20 protein-coding genes are annotated in these 19,690 nt (G+C 36.4%); 10 read left to right on the top strand and 10 right to left on the bottom strand.

Annotated features, from left to right (window positions below):
- Positions 1 to 201 precede the first annotated feature (201 nt).
- Positions 202 to 900, bottom strand: coding sequence for an NAD(P)H-dependent oxidoreductase (locus J655_RS17860; protein WP_017482122.1), 699 nt, complete (start codon positions 898 to 900; stop codon positions 202 to 204).
- A gap of 157 nt (positions 901 to 1,057) precedes the next feature.
- Between J655_RS17860 and J655_RS17855 the strand changes: the two genes are divergently transcribed.
- Entirely contained in the window at positions 1,058 to 2,083 is a 1,026-nt protein-coding gene (locus J655_RS17855; RefSeq protein WP_032052736.1) for an AraC family transcriptional regulator, read from the top strand.
- 48 nt (positions 2,084 to 2,131) lie between these two features.
- On the opposite strand, the gene J655_RS17850 is transcribed toward J655_RS17855, so the two are convergent.
- Positions 2,132 to 3,124, bottom strand: a complete 993-nt coding sequence (locus tag J655_RS17850) for a fatty acid desaturase family protein (protein ID WP_032052735.1) — start codon at positions 3,122 to 3,124, stop codon at positions 2,132 to 2,134.
- A gap of 105 nt (positions 3,125 to 3,229) precedes the next feature.
- Positions 3,230 to 4,030, bottom strand: coding sequence for a PaaX family transcriptional regulator C-terminal domain-containing protein (locus J655_RS17845; protein WP_017482119.1), 801 nt, complete (start codon positions 4,028 to 4,030; stop codon positions 3,230 to 3,232).
- 353 nt (positions 4,031 to 4,383) lie between these two features.
- Between J655_RS17845 and J655_RS17840 the strand changes: the two genes are divergently transcribed.
- The 4 genes from J655_RS17840 (at position 4,384) to hchA (ending at position 8,385) form a co-directional block, all read left to right on the top strand.
- The gene (locus J655_RS17840) at positions 4,384 to 5,202 is read left to right on the top strand and encodes an undecaprenyl-diphosphate phosphatase (protein WP_016143164.1); all 819 of its coding nucleotides are present in this window, start codon (positions 4,384 to 4,386) and stop codon (positions 5,200 to 5,202) included.
- A 159-nt stretch (positions 5,203 to 5,361) separates the two neighbouring features.
- Positions 5,362 to 6,258 (top strand): AraC family transcriptional regulator, encoded by an 897-nt coding sequence (locus J655_RS17835; RefSeq protein WP_032006507.1) that lies wholly within the window; start codon positions 5,362 to 5,364, stop codon positions 6,256 to 6,258.
- A gap of 32 nt (positions 6,259 to 6,290) precedes the next feature.
- Positions 6,291 to 7,301, top strand: a complete 1,011-nt coding sequence (locus tag J655_RS17830) for an NAD(P)H-quinone oxidoreductase (RefSeq protein WP_080973489.1) — start codon at positions 6,291 to 6,293, stop codon at positions 7,299 to 7,301.
- Between the two features lie 208 nt (positions 7,302 to 7,509).
- Positions 7,510 to 8,385: a glyoxalase III HchA gene (gene hchA, locus J655_RS17825; RefSeq protein ID WP_032052734.1), complete on the top strand. Its 876-nt coding sequence runs from the start codon at positions 7,510 to 7,512 to the stop codon at positions 8,383 to 8,385.
- 169 nt (positions 8,386 to 8,554) lie between these two features.
- On the opposite strand, the gene J655_RS17820 is transcribed toward hchA, so the two are convergent.
- A complete protein-coding gene (locus J655_RS17820; protein ID WP_032052733.1) occupies positions 8,555 to 9,910 on the bottom strand; it encodes a hypothetical protein in 1,356 nt (451 codons plus the stop codon).
- Between the two features lie 835 nt (positions 9,911 to 10,745).
- Between J655_RS17820 and J655_RS17815 the strand changes: the two genes are divergently transcribed.
- From J655_RS17815 to J655_RS17795, 5 genes are all read left to right on the top strand, one after another.
- Complete coding sequence (locus tag J655_RS17815; protein WP_032018870.1) at positions 10,746 to 11,048, top strand: hypothetical protein; 303 nt, start codon at positions 10,746 to 10,748, stop codon at positions 11,046 to 11,048.
- 11 nt (positions 11,049 to 11,059) lie between these two features.
- Positions 11,060 to 11,512: a hypothetical protein gene (locus tag J655_RS17810; RefSeq protein ID WP_032018871.1), complete on the top strand. Its 453-nt coding sequence runs from the start codon at positions 11,060 to 11,062 to the stop codon at positions 11,510 to 11,512.
- Between the two features lie 167 nt (positions 11,513 to 11,679).
- On the top strand, positions 11,680 to 14,205 hold the full coding sequence (locus tag J655_RS17805) for a phage-like protein (protein WP_032052732.1): 2,526 nt from the start codon (positions 11,680 to 11,682) through the stop codon (positions 14,203 to 14,205).
- A 93-nt stretch (positions 14,206 to 14,298) separates the two neighbouring features.
- A complete protein-coding gene (locus tag J655_RS17800; RefSeq protein WP_032047839.1) occupies positions 14,299 to 14,766 on the top strand; it encodes a hypothetical protein in 468 nt (155 codons plus the stop codon).
- A gap of 52 nt (positions 14,767 to 14,818) precedes the next feature.
- A complete protein-coding gene (locus J655_RS17795; protein WP_025466328.1) occupies positions 14,819 to 15,250 on the top strand; it encodes a hypothetical protein in 432 nt (143 codons plus the stop codon).
- Between the two features lie 193 nt (positions 15,251 to 15,443).
- On the opposite strand, the gene J655_RS17790 is transcribed toward J655_RS17795, so the two are convergent.
- The 6 genes from J655_RS17790 to J655_RS17770 form a co-directional block, all read right to left on the bottom strand.
- On the bottom strand, positions 15,444 to 15,980 hold the full coding sequence (locus J655_RS17790; RefSeq protein WP_000263480.1) for a hypothetical protein: 537 nt from the start codon (positions 15,978 to 15,980) through the stop codon (positions 15,444 to 15,446).
- Positions 15,981 to 16,153: 173 nt separating this feature from the next.
- The gene (locus tag J655_RS17785) at positions 16,154 to 16,567 is read right to left on the bottom strand and encodes a hypothetical protein (protein ID WP_032047837.1); all 414 of its coding nucleotides are present in this window, start codon (positions 16,565 to 16,567) and stop codon (positions 16,154 to 16,156) included.
- Positions 16,564 to 17,931: a replicative DNA helicase gene (gene dnaB / locus J655_RS17780; protein WP_032047836.1), complete on the bottom strand. Its 1,368-nt coding sequence runs from the start codon at positions 17,929 to 17,931 to the stop codon at positions 16,564 to 16,566. The genes J655_RS17785 and dnaB overlap by 4 nt, the downstream gene beginning before the upstream one ends.
- Positions 17,928 to 18,758 carry a helix-turn-helix domain-containing protein gene (locus J655_RS17775; protein ID WP_032047835.1) on the bottom strand — a complete coding sequence of 277 codons (831 nt, stop codon included), beginning with the start codon at positions 18,756 to 18,758 and terminating at the stop codon, positions 17,928 to 17,930. Before J655_RS17775 ends, dnaB begins: the two co-directional genes overlap by 4 nt.
- A complete protein-coding gene (locus J655_RS25330) occupies positions 18,748 to 18,915 on the bottom strand; it encodes a hypothetical protein (RefSeq protein WP_016653609.1) in 168 nt (55 codons plus the stop codon). The genes J655_RS17775 and J655_RS25330 overlap by 11 nt, the downstream gene beginning before the upstream one ends.
- On the bottom strand, positions 18,908 to 19,462 hold the full coding sequence (locus J655_RS17770) for a hypothetical protein (RefSeq protein WP_032031682.1): 555 nt from the start codon (positions 19,460 to 19,462) through the stop codon (positions 18,908 to 18,910). Before J655_RS17770 ends, J655_RS25330 begins: the two co-directional genes overlap by 8 nt.
- Between the last annotated feature and the right edge of the window lie 228 nt (positions 19,463 to 19,690).

Genomic DNA, 19,690 nt, shown 5'->3' with positions numbered 1-19,690 from the left:
TAAGTCCAGTTTTTCTACATCTGTATATTATTGATTAAGTTTTATATTATTCATTTTATGAAAAAGTTTACCTTAATTTTTTTACCATTTGATCTATTTTTTGAGCGAATTTGGATTCTATATTTGAAAGTTATGTGTAATAAAAAACCGAAAATAATGATCTAAATTCGGTTATTTAACTTTCATAGCTAAAACATAGCATTAGAGTGGATATAGTTTTTCATCAAATTGCTCAAGTTTGGGAAATTTTAATGACTCTAGCTGGTCAAGATGAGTAAGGTAGATTACATAGTCTTCAAGAAGGGTCTGTCGTGCTTCTTGGCTAATATACGGTACATGGTAAGCAATGAATGGAGGTAAGACTTCAAAACCAGCATATGCCAAAGTACCACGTTGAATCGGCGATAAATAATTTTCGATTGGTCCGTGAATTGAGTTTTCTCCAAACATGTGTGTTCTACCACCGAGTGTTAAACACAACATCGCTTTTTTACCTGTCATGCCACCATGGTTGTAAAACCGCTTACCCCCATAAAAAAGCCCAGATACAAACACACGATCAATCCAGCCTTTTAAAATTGCTGGCACAGATGTCCAATAAAGTGGGAAATTTAAAATGACGAGATCAGCTTTTTTTACCTTTTCAATTTCTGCTTGAATATCTGGAGCTAGAAGCTGATTTTTGCTGGCATTTCTTTGTTCTAGTGCATAGTTAAAATATTCAGGCTGATTAAGCTCTAAGAAATCCTCTTGGGATGCAATAGGGTTAAATTGCATCTGATATAAATCTGAAACTTCTACGCTGTGCCCCAATTTTTCTAAGGTTTGTTTGGCTTTACTTTTTAGAGCAGCAGTAAAAGACTGTGGTTCTGGATGGGCATGGACAATCAGAATGTTCATAAGGCGACCTGTGTTCTTTTCAGAAATTGTGCTGTCTAGTGCAATTCAGCGGATTTTGTTTTGAATAACTATGCATCAATTTAAAAGCATGGCATAGTTCATGAACTGACAGTTTTTACCATTTCGCGCCATTTTATTTTGCTCATATGGGTTGCTCATGAATCCAGAATTACCCGGAACTTATATTAATTTAATCGTTGAGACTGTTAAGCGGTGGGGTGTCTCTGGTGAGCAGCATTTAAATGGAAGTGGAATAACCTTAGACCAATTAGAAAAGCCTTACTGGTATGTTGAGTTCAACATCTTAAATCAGCTTATTGAGCGGGCGATCGAGTTATGCAAAGAGCCAGCACTAGCAGGATATTTAGCTTTAAGCATGACGGCTTCATGTTATGGTTCAGTCGGAATGGCTGCCATAGTTTCTCCAAATTTAGGAGAAGCACTGAAAATACTTGAACAATTCATTGGTTCACGTTGTAAGGTTTTTAAACCAGAATTAAAACAAGAAAATAATGATGCATGTTGGTCAATTCATCAGCCAGTCAATACATTTCAGCTGAGCCCAAATGCCAACATTTTTTTGTTAGTCGGTTTTGTTCAAATTGCGAAAAAATTAACAGGGCTTTCTCATTTGGGAAAAGTTGAATTACAAATGCCAGAGCCGATAGGTTTTGACCAAATCAGTCATCAACTGGCTGTAACTTGTTTATTTAACCAAAAGCGTAATCGTTGGATATTTCCAAAAGAGTATTTAGCACAACCAGTATTAACGGCAGACCCAATGCTAGCGCCGTTGTTAAATGCGCAATGTAAGCGGGATATAGAGAAATTAAACTTAAAAAGTAGTTGGAAAGGACAAGTCAAACAAGTTGCCGAAAAATTGCTTATGAATGGGAATATTGAGGCGTTAAAAGTTGGGCAAGTGGCTCATATCTTAAATATGTCAGAGCGAACTTTGCAACGCTATTTAGCTCTTGATGATACTAGTTTTACACTTTTGGTTGACTCACTGAAAAAGGAGCATGCCCAGAAACTTTTAACTCAAAATAACATGTCGATCGAAAAAGTCGCTTTAATGCTAGGTTATGCCGAGACTTCTCACTTCACCCGTGCATTTAAGCGCTGGATGGGAGTAACGCCTAAATATTTCCAAACCCAGCATAAAATGACGGATTCAAATTAAAGGGCCACAAATTTAAATTCGTGGCTTTTCATTTATTATTTAAGTCAATTAAGTAGATTGTTCTGGCTTAGATGAGAGTGATTCAATCACTTCAAAATAGCTAGGTGGTGCTGGAACATGGCCGCGCTCTCTCAATAGACGATGCATACGTGGCAGTTTAAAGTAGGGGACCGAAGCCATTAAATGGTGTTCCATGTGGTAATTGACATGAATAGGCGCTACAAAACTTCTAGCAATCCAACCTGCACGTGTAGTACGGGTATTAGTTAAAGCGGTATTACTCGTTTGCATCCCTGCATGTTCGGCCATTGAGCGAATTCTTAAAAATAATGGAAACGGTGTCAAATACGCTAAAGGCCATAACCAATAAAACCGTTGCTGACCAAAAGCTTTTAAAACACCATAAAGAGCAACATTGGTAGCAATGGCACCACTACTGTTTTTTATAAGACTTTTGGCATAGTCAACGAAATCTTTATTGCTTCGATCTAACCAGACTTGATCATTGGCAACAGTCCATTTCATTAGATCTAGATCCATTAACACTCGACCAAAGCTAAACTTTAATCCCGTCATACCCGTTAAGTCGCGTAAAAATTTACGAGTAAGCGATTTTTTATTTACAGGAAAACCAGAAACTAACGAAAGATCGGGGTCATCTGGAGTAGAGGTTTTTGCATGATGACGGACATGATGTACGCGGTATTTTTGTAAATCATTCCAGATTGGACGGGCGCATAGCCATTCACCTACAAAGTCATTTATTTTCTTATTTTTGAATAAGCTTTTATGAGATGCATCATGCATCAAAATTGCTAGACATAACTGGCGCCCCGCCAATATGGCCAAAGCTAGCATACAAGCAAGTAATTTGCCCCAGCTAGGTAAGTAATCCCACATCATGATTAAGCTTGCAAATGTTCCGCCAATAACAGCCCACGTACTTGCAACAGCCCAAGCACCGTATATGTCTGAGGGTTGTGTGAGTTCTTGTATTTCTTCTCTGCTAAATAGATCGGTCACACTCACTTGTGCATTCATTTTTATTCTCCCAAATCAGATTTTGGCATTCATATTTTATATTACAAATATAATCATAAAATTTTAAAAAGTGAAATATTTGTTTGTAAAAAAATAAATCGCCCTTTAGTGGGCTAATTCATTTTCATAAAGTTTCTGCCATAGCTTTTGTCCAATCGAATCGAGCTGCTGTACATTTTGAGCAAACTGATTGCGGGCATGTTCATCAACAAATGGAGAAGGCAGTAGAGGATCATTCATGAGTAAGGTAATTGTTTCACGTCCTAATAACAAAGCTTGGGTAGCAGCCTCATTTAAGGATAGATTTTTATATTTTAAAAACCATTCTTGAATATCTTGACTATACATTTCATAGTTCTTTTCAAGCTGTTTGGTATCCCACAAAGAATGAATTAACGAAACTGTTTTTGCGTCAAATTTTTGAATAATAGAAATTTTAGCTTCATTTTCAAGACCCGCTAAAATGAGCTCTTCACATGTTTTTTCAAAGCTATACGCTAAATTATCTGGGCGTATATAAATTCCAGTTTCGAGTTCTCTAAAACCAAATTGACGTAAAGCGTGTTCTCTCTTTTTTAAAGCGGTTCGATCAATACGACCTAATGTCCCCGTAAATACTGCCAGATAGTGTTGTTGCCATTCTTTAGTCTGCTTAATGCCATTTTTACGATTCAAAATGACTTTTGCCCATTCTTTGGTTGATGGCGAAAGTTGATAAATACCGCGTTCGACACTTTCTATCATGCCTTCATTTAATAGCCGCGTTGTAGCCACACGAATACCGTTGTCACTCATATTAAAAAGTTTAGCGGCAATCAATATTTGTTTAATGGTGAGCTGAGGATAAGCAGAGGAAAGAAATAAATCGATAATGAGATGGCGTGCATTAATTTTGGTATTTTTCATTCAGACTGAATTTTTGATATGAGTTGCATTTGATCAGAATAATATCATGTTTTTTTAAGGACTTTTTAAGATCATTTTGTAGAGTAAGTTAAGGTAAAAAGCTTTGTCTATAACAAGAAAAACTTTGGCAGTTCTTAACCAAGTTTTATCTTTTTACGATAGTTAACCCAAGTTTGTCATCATGATGTGATACATTATCGCACTTTAAATAAACTGCCTTTAACTAGGGGCAATAACCACAAACGTTAGAAATGATCTGATATTGAACTTGTGTTAAGTCTAATTTGGGACTTACCAATTTCGATAAAACAAATTTTAGGTCGTTCTAATGATTAACTTTCTTTGAGCAAGTTATGGAAAATTTTGAAGTTATAAAAGCACTGTTTTTAGGCTTTGTCGAAGGCTTAACTGAATTTTTACCTATCTCGAGTACAGGCCATTTAATTTTATTTGGTCATATTATCGATTTCCACTCAGACGGCGGTCGTGTATTTGAGGTCGTAATCCAGTTAGGTGCTATTTTGGCAGTGTGCTGGTTATACCGACAAAAAATTATTAACTTGATTAAGGGATTCTTTAGCGGTGATGTGGAGTCACGTCATTTTGCGATTAGTGTGCTTATTGCATTCTTTCCAGCAGTCATTATTGGTGTTCTAGCTGTCGACTTCATTAAGAGTGTTCTATTCAGCCCAATTGTAGTTGCGATTGCCTTAATTGTTGGTGCCCTGATCATTTTTTGGGTTGAATCTAGACAGTTTGAACATAAGACCCTAGATGCAACTAAAATTACTTTTAAACAAGCGCTTTTAGTAGGTCTTGCTCAGTGTGTGGCGATGATTCCGGGAACTTCACGTTCAGGCGCAACAATTGTAGGCGGAATGTTTGCAGGTTTATCACGCAAAGCGGCTACAGAGTTCTCTTTCTTCCTTGCAATGCCGACCATGTTGGGTGCTGCGACTTTTGACTTGATTAAAAATGCTGACGTACTTACCTCAGACAATATGATTAATATTGGGGTAGGTTTCGTTGCTGCTTTTATTGCCGCGCTGTTTGTTGTAAAAGCATTGGTACTGTTTGTTGAGCGTCACACGTTACGTGTATTTGCTTGGTACCGAATTGTACTTGGTGTAATTATTTTGATTGCAGCAATGTTCTTTAATTTATCGGCTTAAATAATCTTATAAATTGAAAAAAACCTAGAATGCTCTAGGTTTTTTTATGCCTAAAAATTGATTTGAGTTGCCTATTTATACAAAGTAAACGCAAGACAGATGTTTTCATTTTAAGTTCATTGTTATATTGATTATTAGATTATCTCTCACAATAAAACTATGCCGCAAAATCATCTTACAGAACATTTGGTCGATGCATTTTTGCACTTGGCTCCAGCAGAAGGCCTCTATCCTACTTTTATTTCTAATATCACTTTAATGCGTGTAGATCATTCCACACCACCTATTGCCGTGCTGCAAGAACCCTCAATTGTTTTAGTGATACAGGGGTTAAAGCGCGGATATATTGGTAAAGAAATCTTTCAGTTTCAACAAGGTCAGTGTTTATTTATCTCAATTGCAATACCGTTTGATTGCGATACTGTTGTTGAAAATAATGAACCCATGTTGGCAATCGCAATAAAGTTTGAACCACAAATGATGGCTGATCTCATTACTAAAATGGATAAACAGCAACAAGTGGTTACTGAAGATACTCATTCAGAAGATTTAAAATTGAGTTGTGGGCTTAGAGTGATTGACATGAATGCGACCATTTCAGAGGTTGCTCTCAGGTTACTCAATTTACTTCGTTCTAAACAAGATACTTTTATATTGGGTGAGCAAGTTAAAAGAGAATTGGTTTATCGTGTGGTGCAGGCTTCAGGTGGCAATCTAGTCGAGAGCTTATCGGCTATGGCAAGTCGAAATGGCGTGATTTACACCATTTGTGAAATTATTCAACGTGATTATTATCATAACTTAACGGTTCAAGAGTTGGCGAAACAAGCGGGCATGAGCATATCGCTTTTTTATCAAACTTTTAAAAAGGTGACGAATTATTCGCCCTTACAGTACATCAAAATTACTCGGTTACATAAGGCACGTGAGTTAATCATGAACAATAAAATGGGTGTAGCAGAAGCAGCCTATGAAGTTGGTTATGTCAGTGCTTCTCAATTTAGCCGAGAATTTAAGCGACTGTTTGGAGTTCCACCCAAGTCCTCAATTATTTAACGTAGATTAGTATTTTTAGATATAAATCAAACATGGAGCATTTTATGACCCTTCCAACAACCATGAAAATTATTGAAATTACGGCTCCGGGTGGACCTGAGGTTCTAAAAGTTCAAGATGCTAATATTCCGGCACCTCAAGCAGATGAAGTCTTAATTGAGGTAAAGGCTGCTGGAATTAACCGCCCTGATGTATTGCAGCGTATGGGTTTATATCCAATGCCTAAAGGTGTTACTCAAATACCCGGACTTGAAGTCGCTGGTGTTGTGGTCGCTGTAGGTGACCAAGTGGATCAATTCAAGATTGGCGATAAAGTTTGCGCCCTAACAAATGGCGGCGGTTATGCAGAATATTGTGCGGTAACTGCAACTCAAGTATTACCAATACCTGAAAATTTATCATTTACTCAAGCTGCTGCGATTCCAGAAACATTTTTTACAGTTTGGGCAAATCTATTTGATATTGGCCGTTTAAAGAAAGATGAAACTGCATTGATCCACGGTGGGGCAAGTGGTATTGGAACCACAGCTTTAGCGATTTGCCAAGCTTTAGGGATTAAAACTTTTGCTACGGTTGGTAGTGAAGATAAAGTTGAAGTACTCTCTAGTTTCACCACAGCAATTAACTATAAAACCCAAGATTTTGAGCAGGAAGTTTTGAAGCACACTCAAGATCAAGGTGTTGATGTCATTTTAGATATTGTAGGTGGTTCTTATTTCACGAAAAATTTAAATCTATTAAAACGTGATGGCCGACTGGTCATTATTGGTTTTATGGGTGGACGAATCGCAAAAGAATTTGATTTACAAAAACTGATTTTAAAGCGTGCCACAATTACGGGCTCAACGATGCGAGCACGTAATAGCCAAGAAAAAGCCCAGATTGCCCAATCTTTGCATGAGCATGTGTGGCCATTATTGGCTCAAGGTAAATGTTTACCGCAAATCTATAAGACGTATGCTTTTTCAGATGTACAAAGTGCTCACGCATGTATGGAACAAGGTGATCATATTGGAAAGATCGTTTTAGAAATGAATGCGTAACACTGTAATCATTGAAGTTTGGGCGAACGACAGGTTCGCCTAAACTGAATTTTATAATTCTAGATTCTGCCTATTTCTCTATAAAAATTGCCAAATTCTATTGGCAGATTGCACTAGTTCCATAACTTCACTTATAAATTGAGTAAGAAATAAAAATGGGTTCTTACCTTATTATTTCTTTCCATACTGATGAAAAAGGATAGTAACAATGAATACCGCAAATATTGATGATAAAAATCCTACTCCAGATTTGGCTGAAGATAATGCCTTTTTCCCATCACCTTATTCACTAAGTCAATATACTGCTCCTAAAACCGATTACGATGGCACGACTTATTCAACTCCCTATGCAGGCAATAAAAAAGTTTTAATGATTGCAACTGATGAGCGTTATATCCAGATGCAAAACGGTAAGTTCTTCTCAACAGGTAATCATCCTGTAGAAATGCTTTTACCGATGTTTCATTTAGATAATGCTGGCTTCGAAATTGATATTGCGACACTTTCAGGAAATCCAGCCAAACTTGAAATGTGGGCAATGCCAAAGCAAGAAAAAGTGGTGTTAGACACCTTTCAGAAATATGCAGATAAATTAAAAAATCCGCTAAAACTAGCTGACATTTTAGAAAATGCAGTCGGTGAAAACTCACCATATGCGGCTGTATTTATTCCGGGTGGGCATGGCGTATTAGCTAAAATTCCACATAGCCTTGAGGTGAAAAAAGTTCTTAAATGGGCGGTTGAACAAGATAAATTTATTATTACATTATGCCATGGTCCAGCTTCATTACTTGCTGCGGCTGTAGATGAACAGCCAGAAAACTATATTTTTAAAGGCTATCAAATTTGTGTATTCTCTGATTCATTAGATAAGGGAGCAAATATTGATATCGGTTATATGCCTGGAGCTTTACCTTGGCTAGTGGGTGAAAACCTTGAAAAACTTGGTGTGGAAATTTTAAATAAGGGCATTACAGGTCAATGTCATAGAGACCGTAAATTGCTAACTGGTGATAGTCCGCTTGCTTCTAATAATTTAGGCAAACTTGCAGCTGAAACATTGTTGGCTGAAGTGAAGGATTAACGTATTAAGTATGTGCGCCCTGCGGGACTAGAACAATCTTGTATAAGCCTTTAAAATTAAGTATTGGTTATTATTAAATATGGCTTTGTATCCTCACTTGTATCCTTATTTTAAAATGTACTTATATTAATTTTATTCCTTAGAAAAGTAATCCTTCTGAAAAGAGCTCTCAATTGAGAGCTTGTTCAGGTTTAAGAAAATCAGGCAAATCTTTTCCAACTTGTGACTTAAAATATTCTTGAGCATCATCTAGATGAGTTTCTATATATTTCATAGCTTTGTTTTTAGTAGCTGAAATGGAATTAAACTCAGTTCCCATAATACTTTCAGCCTTAAAAGCACCTACAGTTGCTGAATTAGAAATAGCAGTAATAATTTCAAATGATTGTTTATCATCGATGTATTTAAGATATACCTCTTCAATCCCCTTGACTTTCTCACAGAATCCATTTGCTATGTCAAAAGAATTTGAGCCTAATCCTGATTTGATCAACTCTAAATATTTTCCAAAAACTAACGGTTTATCTTTAAACAGATTTGAGAGTAATTTAAAATTTGGAGCTCTTCTAAATAATTCTTCTAAGGTCTCAGAGAAATTATCTTTAAAGTCTTTATCCGAATATATGGTAGAAATACTTACTAAAACATTTGCTGGATTTCTGAGCTGTTGTTGAGATAAAGATAAATTTGAAGATTTAATTTTTTCTGCAATTACTTTCTTGATTCTAGCTTGAGTAATGTTATCTGAATTTAAAAAAATAATTGGTTGTATGTATATAGTTTCCAATATTAAATCATTATATGAGTGATTATCGCTTTTAGCTTTTACGATGATATTTTTAAGATTATTATTAACTTCATTTTGATTGAGTGCGGCTAATCCATTTATAAAACATTGGGCATTTTTAAGAATAATCTCATCATCTTGTTTATCTAATATATTAATCAGCTTATTGATTAATTGAGGAAATGCTTCCATGTGCAATGAGGACACTTCTTCTTGAACAACCTCTCCAATTTTATCTATTTTAATATCTACGAAGAAGTTACTATTTTTTAATCTATCCAAAATTTCATCAACTAAGTGACTTGTGGAAAAAATTGGTTTTGATAGAAATCTATTAATGACTTCAAAAAAGACATACCTAGCTTCTTCTGCACTTGGTCGGTGACCAGATGGGTGGGCTGACTTATTTCTTAACTCTCTTAAAATACCTGCAAATACTGAATCAATTTCAGGCAAAAGATTTTTTGCAGTCAGTTGATCAATTAGATAATTTTCATATACAGCTTGCTCATCTTTTCTTCTTTTAACTTCATCATAAATATTGCGTGCAACTTTATTGATAGCCGCTAATTTTTCTAACTTGGATGTGATGTCATCAAAGAGAGCAATAAAACTTAAAACGATACATCCTCGATATGCTTTTGTCATATAGCATGTCAGAGCTTCTCTCATGTAGTCTTTAATTTGCTCATTTTTGATTCTATGTAGAAGTTCTTCCATATCTGTTAAATTGGCCATAGTTGTCCCCTCTGAATTATATAAATATAATTTTTTATTATAGACATCATTTAACTAATGACTACTAAAAAATCTTATTTTAATATTCCTTCTTAATTTTTCTTTTGACCGTGTATATTTATAAAAAATAGCTTTCTATATTAATAGTCAAGCTCAGGATTCATATAATAAATTTCTTCAAATCTGTTTTGTTCTTTTCTAATATGTTTTCAGATAGTAGGAGCATCTTTAACTTTATTAAGTAATCCAATTTCTAACCCATAACTAACCCAATAATGGGATTATTCCAAAAACGGTAATATTCCCATTATTGGTATTTTGAATGCTCCCAATAATGGGATGTAGAATCAACCCAATTTTGGGATGCAGAACCTATCAAAGAACCTATCAAGGAATCTATCAGTCTTTTAAGAATCAAAATTTAACTTTTTGAGGATCCATAAGACTGATTTTTAAGTTGAGATTTTGATATGGATTTATAATTTTTTTAAAGAATTTCTAAAAATGACCAAATCTATAGCCCCATTTTGCAGCCAGTTCCTCACTGAGCAATTCTAATAAGAAAAATGACCAAAGGTACATGAAAAGATTTAAGGTACTAATACGAAAAATTAGAGCGTTTTAGGAATGCTTTTAAAAAGTATCATTTGACCTGCCTGGATACGCCGTACTGGTAAAGATGATTGAAGCAAGCATTGATTACCAGGTGGAGTAAAAGACTAAAAATATAGTGTTTTACGGTCTCCCTCGCGCACGCGCGCGTTTTATTGAAAATATACCCATTTTTTATGAGCCTCATCCAAGTCCTAATTAGATAAATTGATAGGGCTGAACTATGAATATATTTGCTGAGTTATGCTGCTTCTCAACACCTAAAAATCTTTTTTTTAATAAGAGATTGCCAAACTATTTAGCTCCAGACTTCAACAGAATGATTATAGATTTGAAAAATCTGGGTTGGACACTTGAAAAGATTGCATATGTATTGCCAATATCAGGGGCTTCCTCAGTCAGAGAATGGATCTGTGGAAGTGTCATGAAATATGACAACGGCGCTGCCTTTGTTGAACTTTGGATGCATTTGACTAATAAAACAGAAAAAGAAATACCTCGAATTAATCGTTACCTTATAGCTTAGGAGGATTACATATGGGATCTAAAAAGAAGTTTTTTGAACCGATTACAGGGACCAGTATTAACCGAGCTATTGATCTATGTAAAAGTATTCCAGAAAAATTGAAAAAATTTCAGGAAGATATTCGTTATCTAGATTCCAATCAGCTTTTTCAGAAGCAATTTATTCATCAGTTATTAGTTATAGTAAATGACCTTGAAGAATTAAATCAGTTGCTATTAATTATGGTGAAGCCAAAAGATATATATTACTCCTCTTTAAGGACAGCATTAGCTTGGATCAACAATATATCGAATGTTTTAATTATTACGGGGTATTATCTCGATCCTGAGAATAAATATAAGCGTCTATTGAACAAGCATTCGTTTGGTTTTGAAATAAATTTAATTTTAAAGAAAGTGGACTCTGTCAAACAAATTCTAGAACGTATAAGTAAGGGAGATCCCGTTAATAGGAGAATTCATTGAACACTATGAATTTTTGATTTTATATAAATGAGTAAATAGGAGGCTTTAAACCTCCTTTTTTGTTTCAAAATTTACCCATTTTTTGAATATGAATATCGTTCTAAATTAATAATATTGGGTGGATAACGTTGGTGTTGTTCCAAGTTTTAGAAAATAGGAATATGAAAATGAAAGAACAATGCAAACAGGCAGTAGCTAAAGCGCTTGGCAAGCAATCACTATCAGCTCAAGAAGCAATAAAAATTGAATCACGCATCAATGAAGCCATGCGCAACATGGCACGCAAAGATATTGATAAATGGCGCAATCTTTCTGACTCTGAAAAACTCACAGAAGCATCTAAGCAAGTTGCAATTGACATTCAAGAACAACTAAAACGCAAACATAAAATTGCTGCGAATAACATTCTTACACAGTCAAAAAATTTCACTAAGCTTGATCACCCTAAGCTCTCATCAATGGAAGTAATTGATCGTATGGTTGCCGCGCATGGTGATATGTCAGGTATCACATCAGTTGATTCTCTGGCTCGTGCAATATCATCAATCTATGAAGGACGTTTAACAGAATTCTATACCAATATTAAAGGAGGCTTGGGGGTTTACACAGATCCGAAGCTAGTAAGAAATATCATCCGAGAGCGTTTTGGTGAAAACACTGGTGATGCATTAGCAAAAAAGATCAGTGACAAGATGGGTGAAGTTTTTGAAGACATGCGCGAGCGATTCAACCGCAACGGTGGTGACATTGGAAGACTAGAAAATTGGGTTGTGCCTCAGACTCATGGTCTAGAAAAAATTGCTAAGGCTGGGAAGGAGCAATGGGTAAGTGATGTGCTTCCAGATCAAGATACTAGAATGTTTGTGCATGAGAACGGCGATTACTACTCACAGCAAGAAATACGTTCATTGCTTGAATATGCATATGATACGTTATCTAGTGATGGTGCAAACAAGATTGAGGTTGGCAAACAAGCAACAGGTGCTGGAACTTCAAAAGTAACTAACCGACATTCTGAAAGTCGAATCTTACATTTTAAGGATGCTGATGCATGGTTAAGATATCAGAATAAATATGGCAGCATGCAGTTTGTAGACTTGGTAAATGCTCATATCAAAGGCTTATCAAAAGATATTGCATTGGTCGAAAACCTTGGCAGTAACCCGAAAACCGCTTTAAAAATTTTGATGGATGCTGCTGCAAAAAAAGATTGGGAAAAGGGAATTGATGAGAATAAAACCAAAAGTAGTCGCAAGCGGATTGAAACTATGTTTGATGAGTTCAGTGGTGGTAACTCGCCACAGTCGCAAGTTCTTGCAAATTTAGGTACTTCATATCGCTCAATGAATATTTTCTCTATGCTTGGAGGAACTACCATCGCATCGACTACTGATCAGGCAACCATTGCTAAAACAGCTCATGTGCATGGTCTTTCATATCGTAAGGCTTTTGGAGAGTTGATTAGACAACTTAACCCAGCCAATAAAGCAGATCGGGAACTAGCGCATAGTTTAGGATTAGCGACTGAGGAAATGTTGGGATCGATTGCTCGATGGTCAGATGATGGATTGACTTCCACGCATGGCATGACTGCAAAACTGGCTCGTATCTCTAGTGGGATAGCGACTCAGGTTATGCGAGCATCTTTTCTAAATGCACTTACAGCAGCATCAAAAGTTGGGTTCACTAAACTCCTTATGGAGAAATACGGCCGCTTAAGCCGTTCTAAAGCTTGGAATGACCTAGATGTACAAGACCGTGAATTACTTTCAAATACGGGCTTAGATGAGCGAGCATGGCAGGTTTTCCAATTGGCTGAACCAGTCGTGGACCGCAAAGGCAATCAACTCATGTCAGCGCGTTCTATCTATGAAATTCCAGATGAAAAACTAACTTCATTTGGTGATCCAAAACAGGTGAAAGATCAAGTTGCCTCACAACTTCAAGCACATTTACTAGATGAGCAGGGCATGGCAGTAATTGAAGCAGGGCTTCGTGAAAAGACTCTAATAAATGTAGGTGCTAGAGGAACGATTACAGGTGAGATCTTTAGAGGGATTGTACAGTTTAAATCTTTCTCTGTGGCCTTTTTAATGCGTCATGGGAGCCGCACAATGGCCCAAGAAGGCTTAAAAGGTAAGGCAGCATATGCAATCCCATTATTTGTGATGACTACATTACTTGGCGGGTTGGTAGTTCAATTAAAAGAGTTGCTTAACGGTAATGACCCCCAAACCATGTGGGATAGTGACAACCCTAAAAAAGCAAGTAACTTCTTTATTAGGTCTGCCGTACAGGGTGGCGGGTTATCATTCTTAGGCGATATTTTAGTTGCTGGTACTGATACTTCGGGACGAGATGCACACTCATTTGTAGCTGGTCCACTAGGAAGTGATTTTGAGTCACTATTAAGCCTGACTGTTGGCAACATAACACAATACAATGAAGGCAAGGACACCAATTTCGGAAATGAAGCTTTCAAATTCGTGAAAGGCAAAATACCAGCACAAAATTTATGGTATACAAAAGCAGCCATTAACCGTATGGTATTTGATGAAATGCAAGACACAATTGCACCGGGCTATCGTGAGAAGGCTTTGCGTAAAGCAGAACGACAACAAGACCGCGAGCGCTTCTGGGGTGATGACATAAATGATATTAGAGCACCTGACTTTGAGAGGGTAGTGCAGTAATTTGATTAAAATAAAAGGTGTCTCTGTATATTTTATTTTCAGCTATAGTTGATATATGAGTCACTATAGATAGATATTAAAAAAGAGATTTAAATGTTATACATCTTATTAGCTGCAGTGCTTTTAGTTTTAATAGTTACTATATTTATTTTCCACAAAGCCAAAAGCAAACAAGTTTTGATTTTTGATACGCCAAAAGATTTAACGGCATTTATTCGTAGAAAATATAGCTCTCAAATCAAGCATAATCAACCTATCCACGGATTTGTTCTTGAGAATGCTTCAATACAAAGAACACTTCAAGAATCCGTTATGGGAGATTTAGGGCGTTCTGCAGTGGATGTAAAAGTGAATATTATTACTCAAGATGGATTCCAAGAAGTAAGTGCGCCATGTGGTAATTTAAAAGCTGAATTTAAAAAGGGTGACTTTGTAATTGTTCTACCAATTCATAATGAACGTCATGGCTTTTGGCATTACGTAACTGTTGCAAAGTTACAGCCTATTTATGATGGTAAGAAGAAAAGCTGGATAATAATAGAAAATTATATCCAAAATTGATTGATATAACTTAGATTCCTTTATGGCTTTAATACAAGGTAACTTTTCAATTATGAAAAAAATATTAATCTGTTCACTATTATCTTTTATTAGTTCAGTAGTTTTAGCGACTCCAATTACTTTGCAGCATGCCAAGACCGGCTATGTAAATTCAGGAATCTGTTCCGCCGTGGTGGATATAACGATTCATGATTTTCTTGGAAACAATGACAAGCTTTATCTGGATCTTGTGGCAAAGGATAAAGCGGGGAAAATAAAAGGAACCTCTGTAAATATCATTACTTATGATGATGTTCAGAACCTTTCTGGTAAAGCATTTGGTAAAGTATTTATAGAGTCTGAAGATATGTGTGAGGCAGATCGTACTTGGACAATCCAAGTTAAGCGCGCCATCTTAGTTATAGATGGTAAAAGAGAAGATTTACTGAAGGCTAAAAAAGTTCAGATTGATGATTTTCAACCTATGAAAATTGTTGCCAAGTAATACATAATAAATTGTTCAAAAAATAACAAAATCTACTGTTACACGATAAAAAAAGGACAATTAAAGGGTGTTACATGATAATTGTTTGAGGTGTTACACGATAAATTTAGAAGATGTTACACGTTAAAAAGCTCTATTCGTAGTGAATAGGGCTAGTGTTAGTTGGTAGTATTTAGGTTTGCTATATGATCAATTAGTCATAATCATCTTTTAAAAATTTAGACTTCAAAAGTTCCATACGGTTCGCATCATCAACAGAAATTATTAAAGCCTCGTAAATGTAATGAATGTGTTTACTTTGCTCATTAAAATCAAATTCCTGAGATTTGTTAATTCGCTCCGATAACTTATTAGTAAGCTCTAATATCATTTCAGTTTCATTAATCTTTTGTTCCAAGATTTTTATTGTTGCCTTCAACTCCTCTTGGTCTTCTTCTGAAGTGTAAACTTTTAAAGAGTTCTCCAAGGCCCTTAATATTTCATGTTGTGCCATTAATTTAACAGTGGTTTTATCAGAAATAGCGAGGCATAAATTCAAAAATTCTAATTTCAATTCAAAATTTCTTTGACTAAAAGTATTTTTTTCTTGATCTCTAGAAATAGAAATTTGCTCTAAGACTTTTTTATAACCAGCGTACGCTAACCAAACGGCAAATACAGCAATTAAAATCTGAATTTGCCCTGAGTTATTTTCTGCCCAAGTAGAAAACCTTACTAAATGATCCCACATAATAATTCTATTTAATGAACAAAATAATTGAATTCAATATATTACCATTTGCTTCTTTGAATGTACCAATGAATCAATCCTCAATAAACTTATCAATAGGTACTTTAAACCACAGAACTAAAAGCATGGCTGTTAAGCAAATCCAAAATACTGAATCACTATTTCTTATTTTTTTATTTCTCACTTAAGGGAACAATAACGCCGTCTAACTCATCTAAAAAGTTTTGCTGACCAAGCTTGTATTTATAAGTCTGCCATTCGCCTTCACGTGGGAATCTTTCAATCCCGGTTTCACTCTTCCAAAGTTCAATAAATGCTTCACCATTTTCATAGTTAGGAACCCCACCACGTGCCCATTCACTTACAGTAGATGCACCAGATATTGGTAATACAAAGGCTATTTTCTCATGTGACCATCCTAAGCGGCCTAAATCTAGAATCATGCGGTTGAAATCTGGGCGTTTATAGCCTCGGCGCTTGATGAAGAACTCCTTTACTTTTTTCTGGGTTCTAAGATTTTTAAATCTTTCAGCAGGTGATTTCTTAAATACAGTCGAGTCTATACAACTGTTATCTACAAACATCATATTGTTGCTCCTTGGATTTGATTAAGTGCGTCATGATCTAAATTAGTAAATTGGCAGTACTTCAATTGAGCATACATGTACGCAGTACCCGGTTCGCCGTGGCGGTTTTTCCCTACTATGGCCTCAGCAATACCTCGATATTGAGATTCCTTGTTATAGATCTCATCTCGGTATAAGAAAACGATCTGGTCTGCATCCTGTTCAATTGCACCGGATTCACGTAGATCCGACAGCATTGGGCGTTTGTTTGGACGCTTCTCTAGTTCACGGTTGAGCTGAGATAATAGGACTATGACGCAATCAAACTCTTTGGCCATGGCTTTAAGTTCACCAGTGAAGTATGCAATCTTTAAATCTTCTCGGGCAAACTGTTTTGTAGTCTTCATGATCTGAAGGTAATCCACCAGCACCACACCAACGGCGCCGTACTGATGTTTTACTTTACGGATAGATTCCCTAATATTCGCTATCGAGGGGCGAGACGTATCATTGATATACATCGGTACATTTTGAAGCATTACAACAGCATTGGTATACGCCGTAAATTCGTCTTTAGGCAAAAGGTGAGGGGAGTTGCGTACTATCCCAATATCTGCTGGTGCAATGGCACAGCAGAGACGCATAGCAATTTGTTCTTTTGGCATCTCACCAGACATGATAAGGGTAGGCTTTTTCTGAATGACTGCTACATGATTTGCAATGAGTTGAAGCATCGTTGTTTTACCCATTGCTGGACGTGCAGCCACTACCATTAGGCAACCGGGCTCAACATCACCAAGCTTTTTATCAAGGTCATATATCCCAGTCTGAATACCATTAATTAGTGTTTTGCCAGCAATCGCAGCTTCCATTTTTCGGTGCATCTCAACAAACGTATTGTTTGCGGCATCATGAATATGGAAAAGGTTTTCACTACCTTGTTCTGTACTTATTTCCGCAAAGGCTGTCTGTGCATTCAAAACTAAATCACCACGACTTACGGTCAAACTACGGGCACTTTGAATGACCTTATGGGCTTGTGCTTCAACTTTGCGGCAAGTCGTAAGATCTTTTAGTTTCTCAGCATACGACATCAGGTTATAAAAGCTTGAAGGTGCATCACCTAGAAGCTGCATGATGTATTGCTCACCACCAGCAGCTTCTGAGTATCCATGCATTTCTAGCCATTGGTTTACCAATACGGCATCATAAGGCGAATTTTTTGAATCCAGATCAACTATGGCGCTAAAAATTATTTTGTGGCGTGTAGCATGAAAATCTTCTTCAGTTAGCAAGCTTTCAACCTGATTATATGAATTTGCTACAGTCATCAATGCTGCCAGAACAGCTTGCTCAATTTGTAAGTTGTGGATTGATGTATTCATTGAGCATCTCCTAATAAGCTTTTAGGCTTAGTCGGCAAATTGATAAATGGCCGAGCAGTAATAGCTTGCTGTCCAGTTTCCAAAGAAGGATGAATGCCATATTCAGGATTTTGCTTTTTATAGCGTTCAAACTTATCTACGATCCAAGCCGTGAACTTATGAAGCTTTTTGCTATCAGATAATCCACTGTTCTCAAAGTAAGAGTTGAATGCACTCAGCTCAAATTCGAAACTAGGTAGGCCAAAGATCAAATCTATATTTTGGCCGTGACCTGCCATCTTTATCTTTGTCATCAGCTGATCAACATTAGGAATCCAGTCATGCTCTTGAGAGAGATTTATTGGTAGATTCAATGGTTGGTTCTGCATCCCAAAATTGGGTACATTCAAAGTACCGTTTTGGGGATTATTCAAAATCCCGTTTTCGGGGATATTTCCATTATCGGAATCATTCCGTTTTTGGGAATGTTTAATGTTCCCACTTTTGGGTGTATTTGTTCTGGATTCAGTATCATTTTTTGAACCTGAATTATCCAGATTTTGGTTATATTCTTCACGGCCTTTTACGCCGTTTAATTTAAGTATACGGACTCTTTTTGTTGGTCCCGCACGTTCGCCGGTATCGCTAACTAGCCCAAGTTTTATGAGCTCTAATATAACTTTTTGTACTGTCTTTTTGTCTAGCATTGTGTCAGCAGCTAGGCGATCGATGCTAGGCCATGCGGTATGTTCTTCACCAGCCCGGTCTGCTAGTGAAAGCAGAACCAGACGTTGAGCAGAAGTTTTAACAGAAGCTGTCCATGACCACCGAGTTGCATCAATGCTCATCAGATCCTCCTTGCCGAATATTATTGATCATGGCATTAATGAGTCGATCTGGCGTTATACGGACAGATTCTACATATGTAGAAGATTGTGAATTTTGTTTCGGCTCTGTAGTTGGCTGAACTGAATCTTTATTAACTGGAACTTGGGATTTATCCATTTTTAGATGCCTCCCGTTCAGCTTCATACTTTTCACTTTCAATAGAAAAAGCATTAACATTGGTTTCAGCTAAATACTCAGCAATATTAATTAAATGCTCAAGTGTCGCAAAGACAGCGCCGTGAATAACATCCTTTACTGCTTCTTTAACCAAATTAACTTCTATTCTAATTTTAGAGATTAACGTTTCTAACCAAGTCGTATTTTCATGAGCAAGTGCATAAGCTCCATTTAAATCGTCAGCATCGTACTGATCATATGGTTCTTGACGATGTCTTTTAATCTCAGCGTTATATATATCGGTATGGGAGTTGGAAAGTTGAAGCGAAATTGCGATTAAATTTTCAATCTCTGTGAAGATTGAATTATCTAAATTATTCTCTTCAGCATATGTTTTAATGAAGATTGCAGACTTACTTATTTGATTGAGTAGGGTGCGAAGTTGGTTAGCCGTTTCATATGCAAGTTTATATGCATTTAATAAATTAGAAGCATTATAAAAAGGAACTGATTGTCCTGGTAATTGAATATTAATTTTTGCGTTCATGATGAATGCACTCCTTGTGTTTGTTTAGGAGCTTTACCAGTCACGACCAAATGAGGGTGGCAAAGCTGAAAAGGGTTGGTCGACAGGTACACAAGAGACCCGCACATCCGAAGATGTCCCTCTCCAGCTTCACCATAGAAATGCAGAAGCATAGAGATTTTACGCATAAAAAAAGCCCAAAGCGGACTGTATGCGCTTGTGTAATTATAGCCGACCAAAGCTAATCTA

This window comes from Acinetobacter sp. 1294243, from assembly GCF_000588015.1.
GTDB classification, from domain to species: Bacteria; Pseudomonadota; Gammaproteobacteria; order Pseudomonadales; family Moraxellaceae; genus Acinetobacter; species Acinetobacter pittii.
Note: the sequence above shows the minus strand (reverse complement) of the source record. Positions and strands in the feature narration are given on the sequence as shown.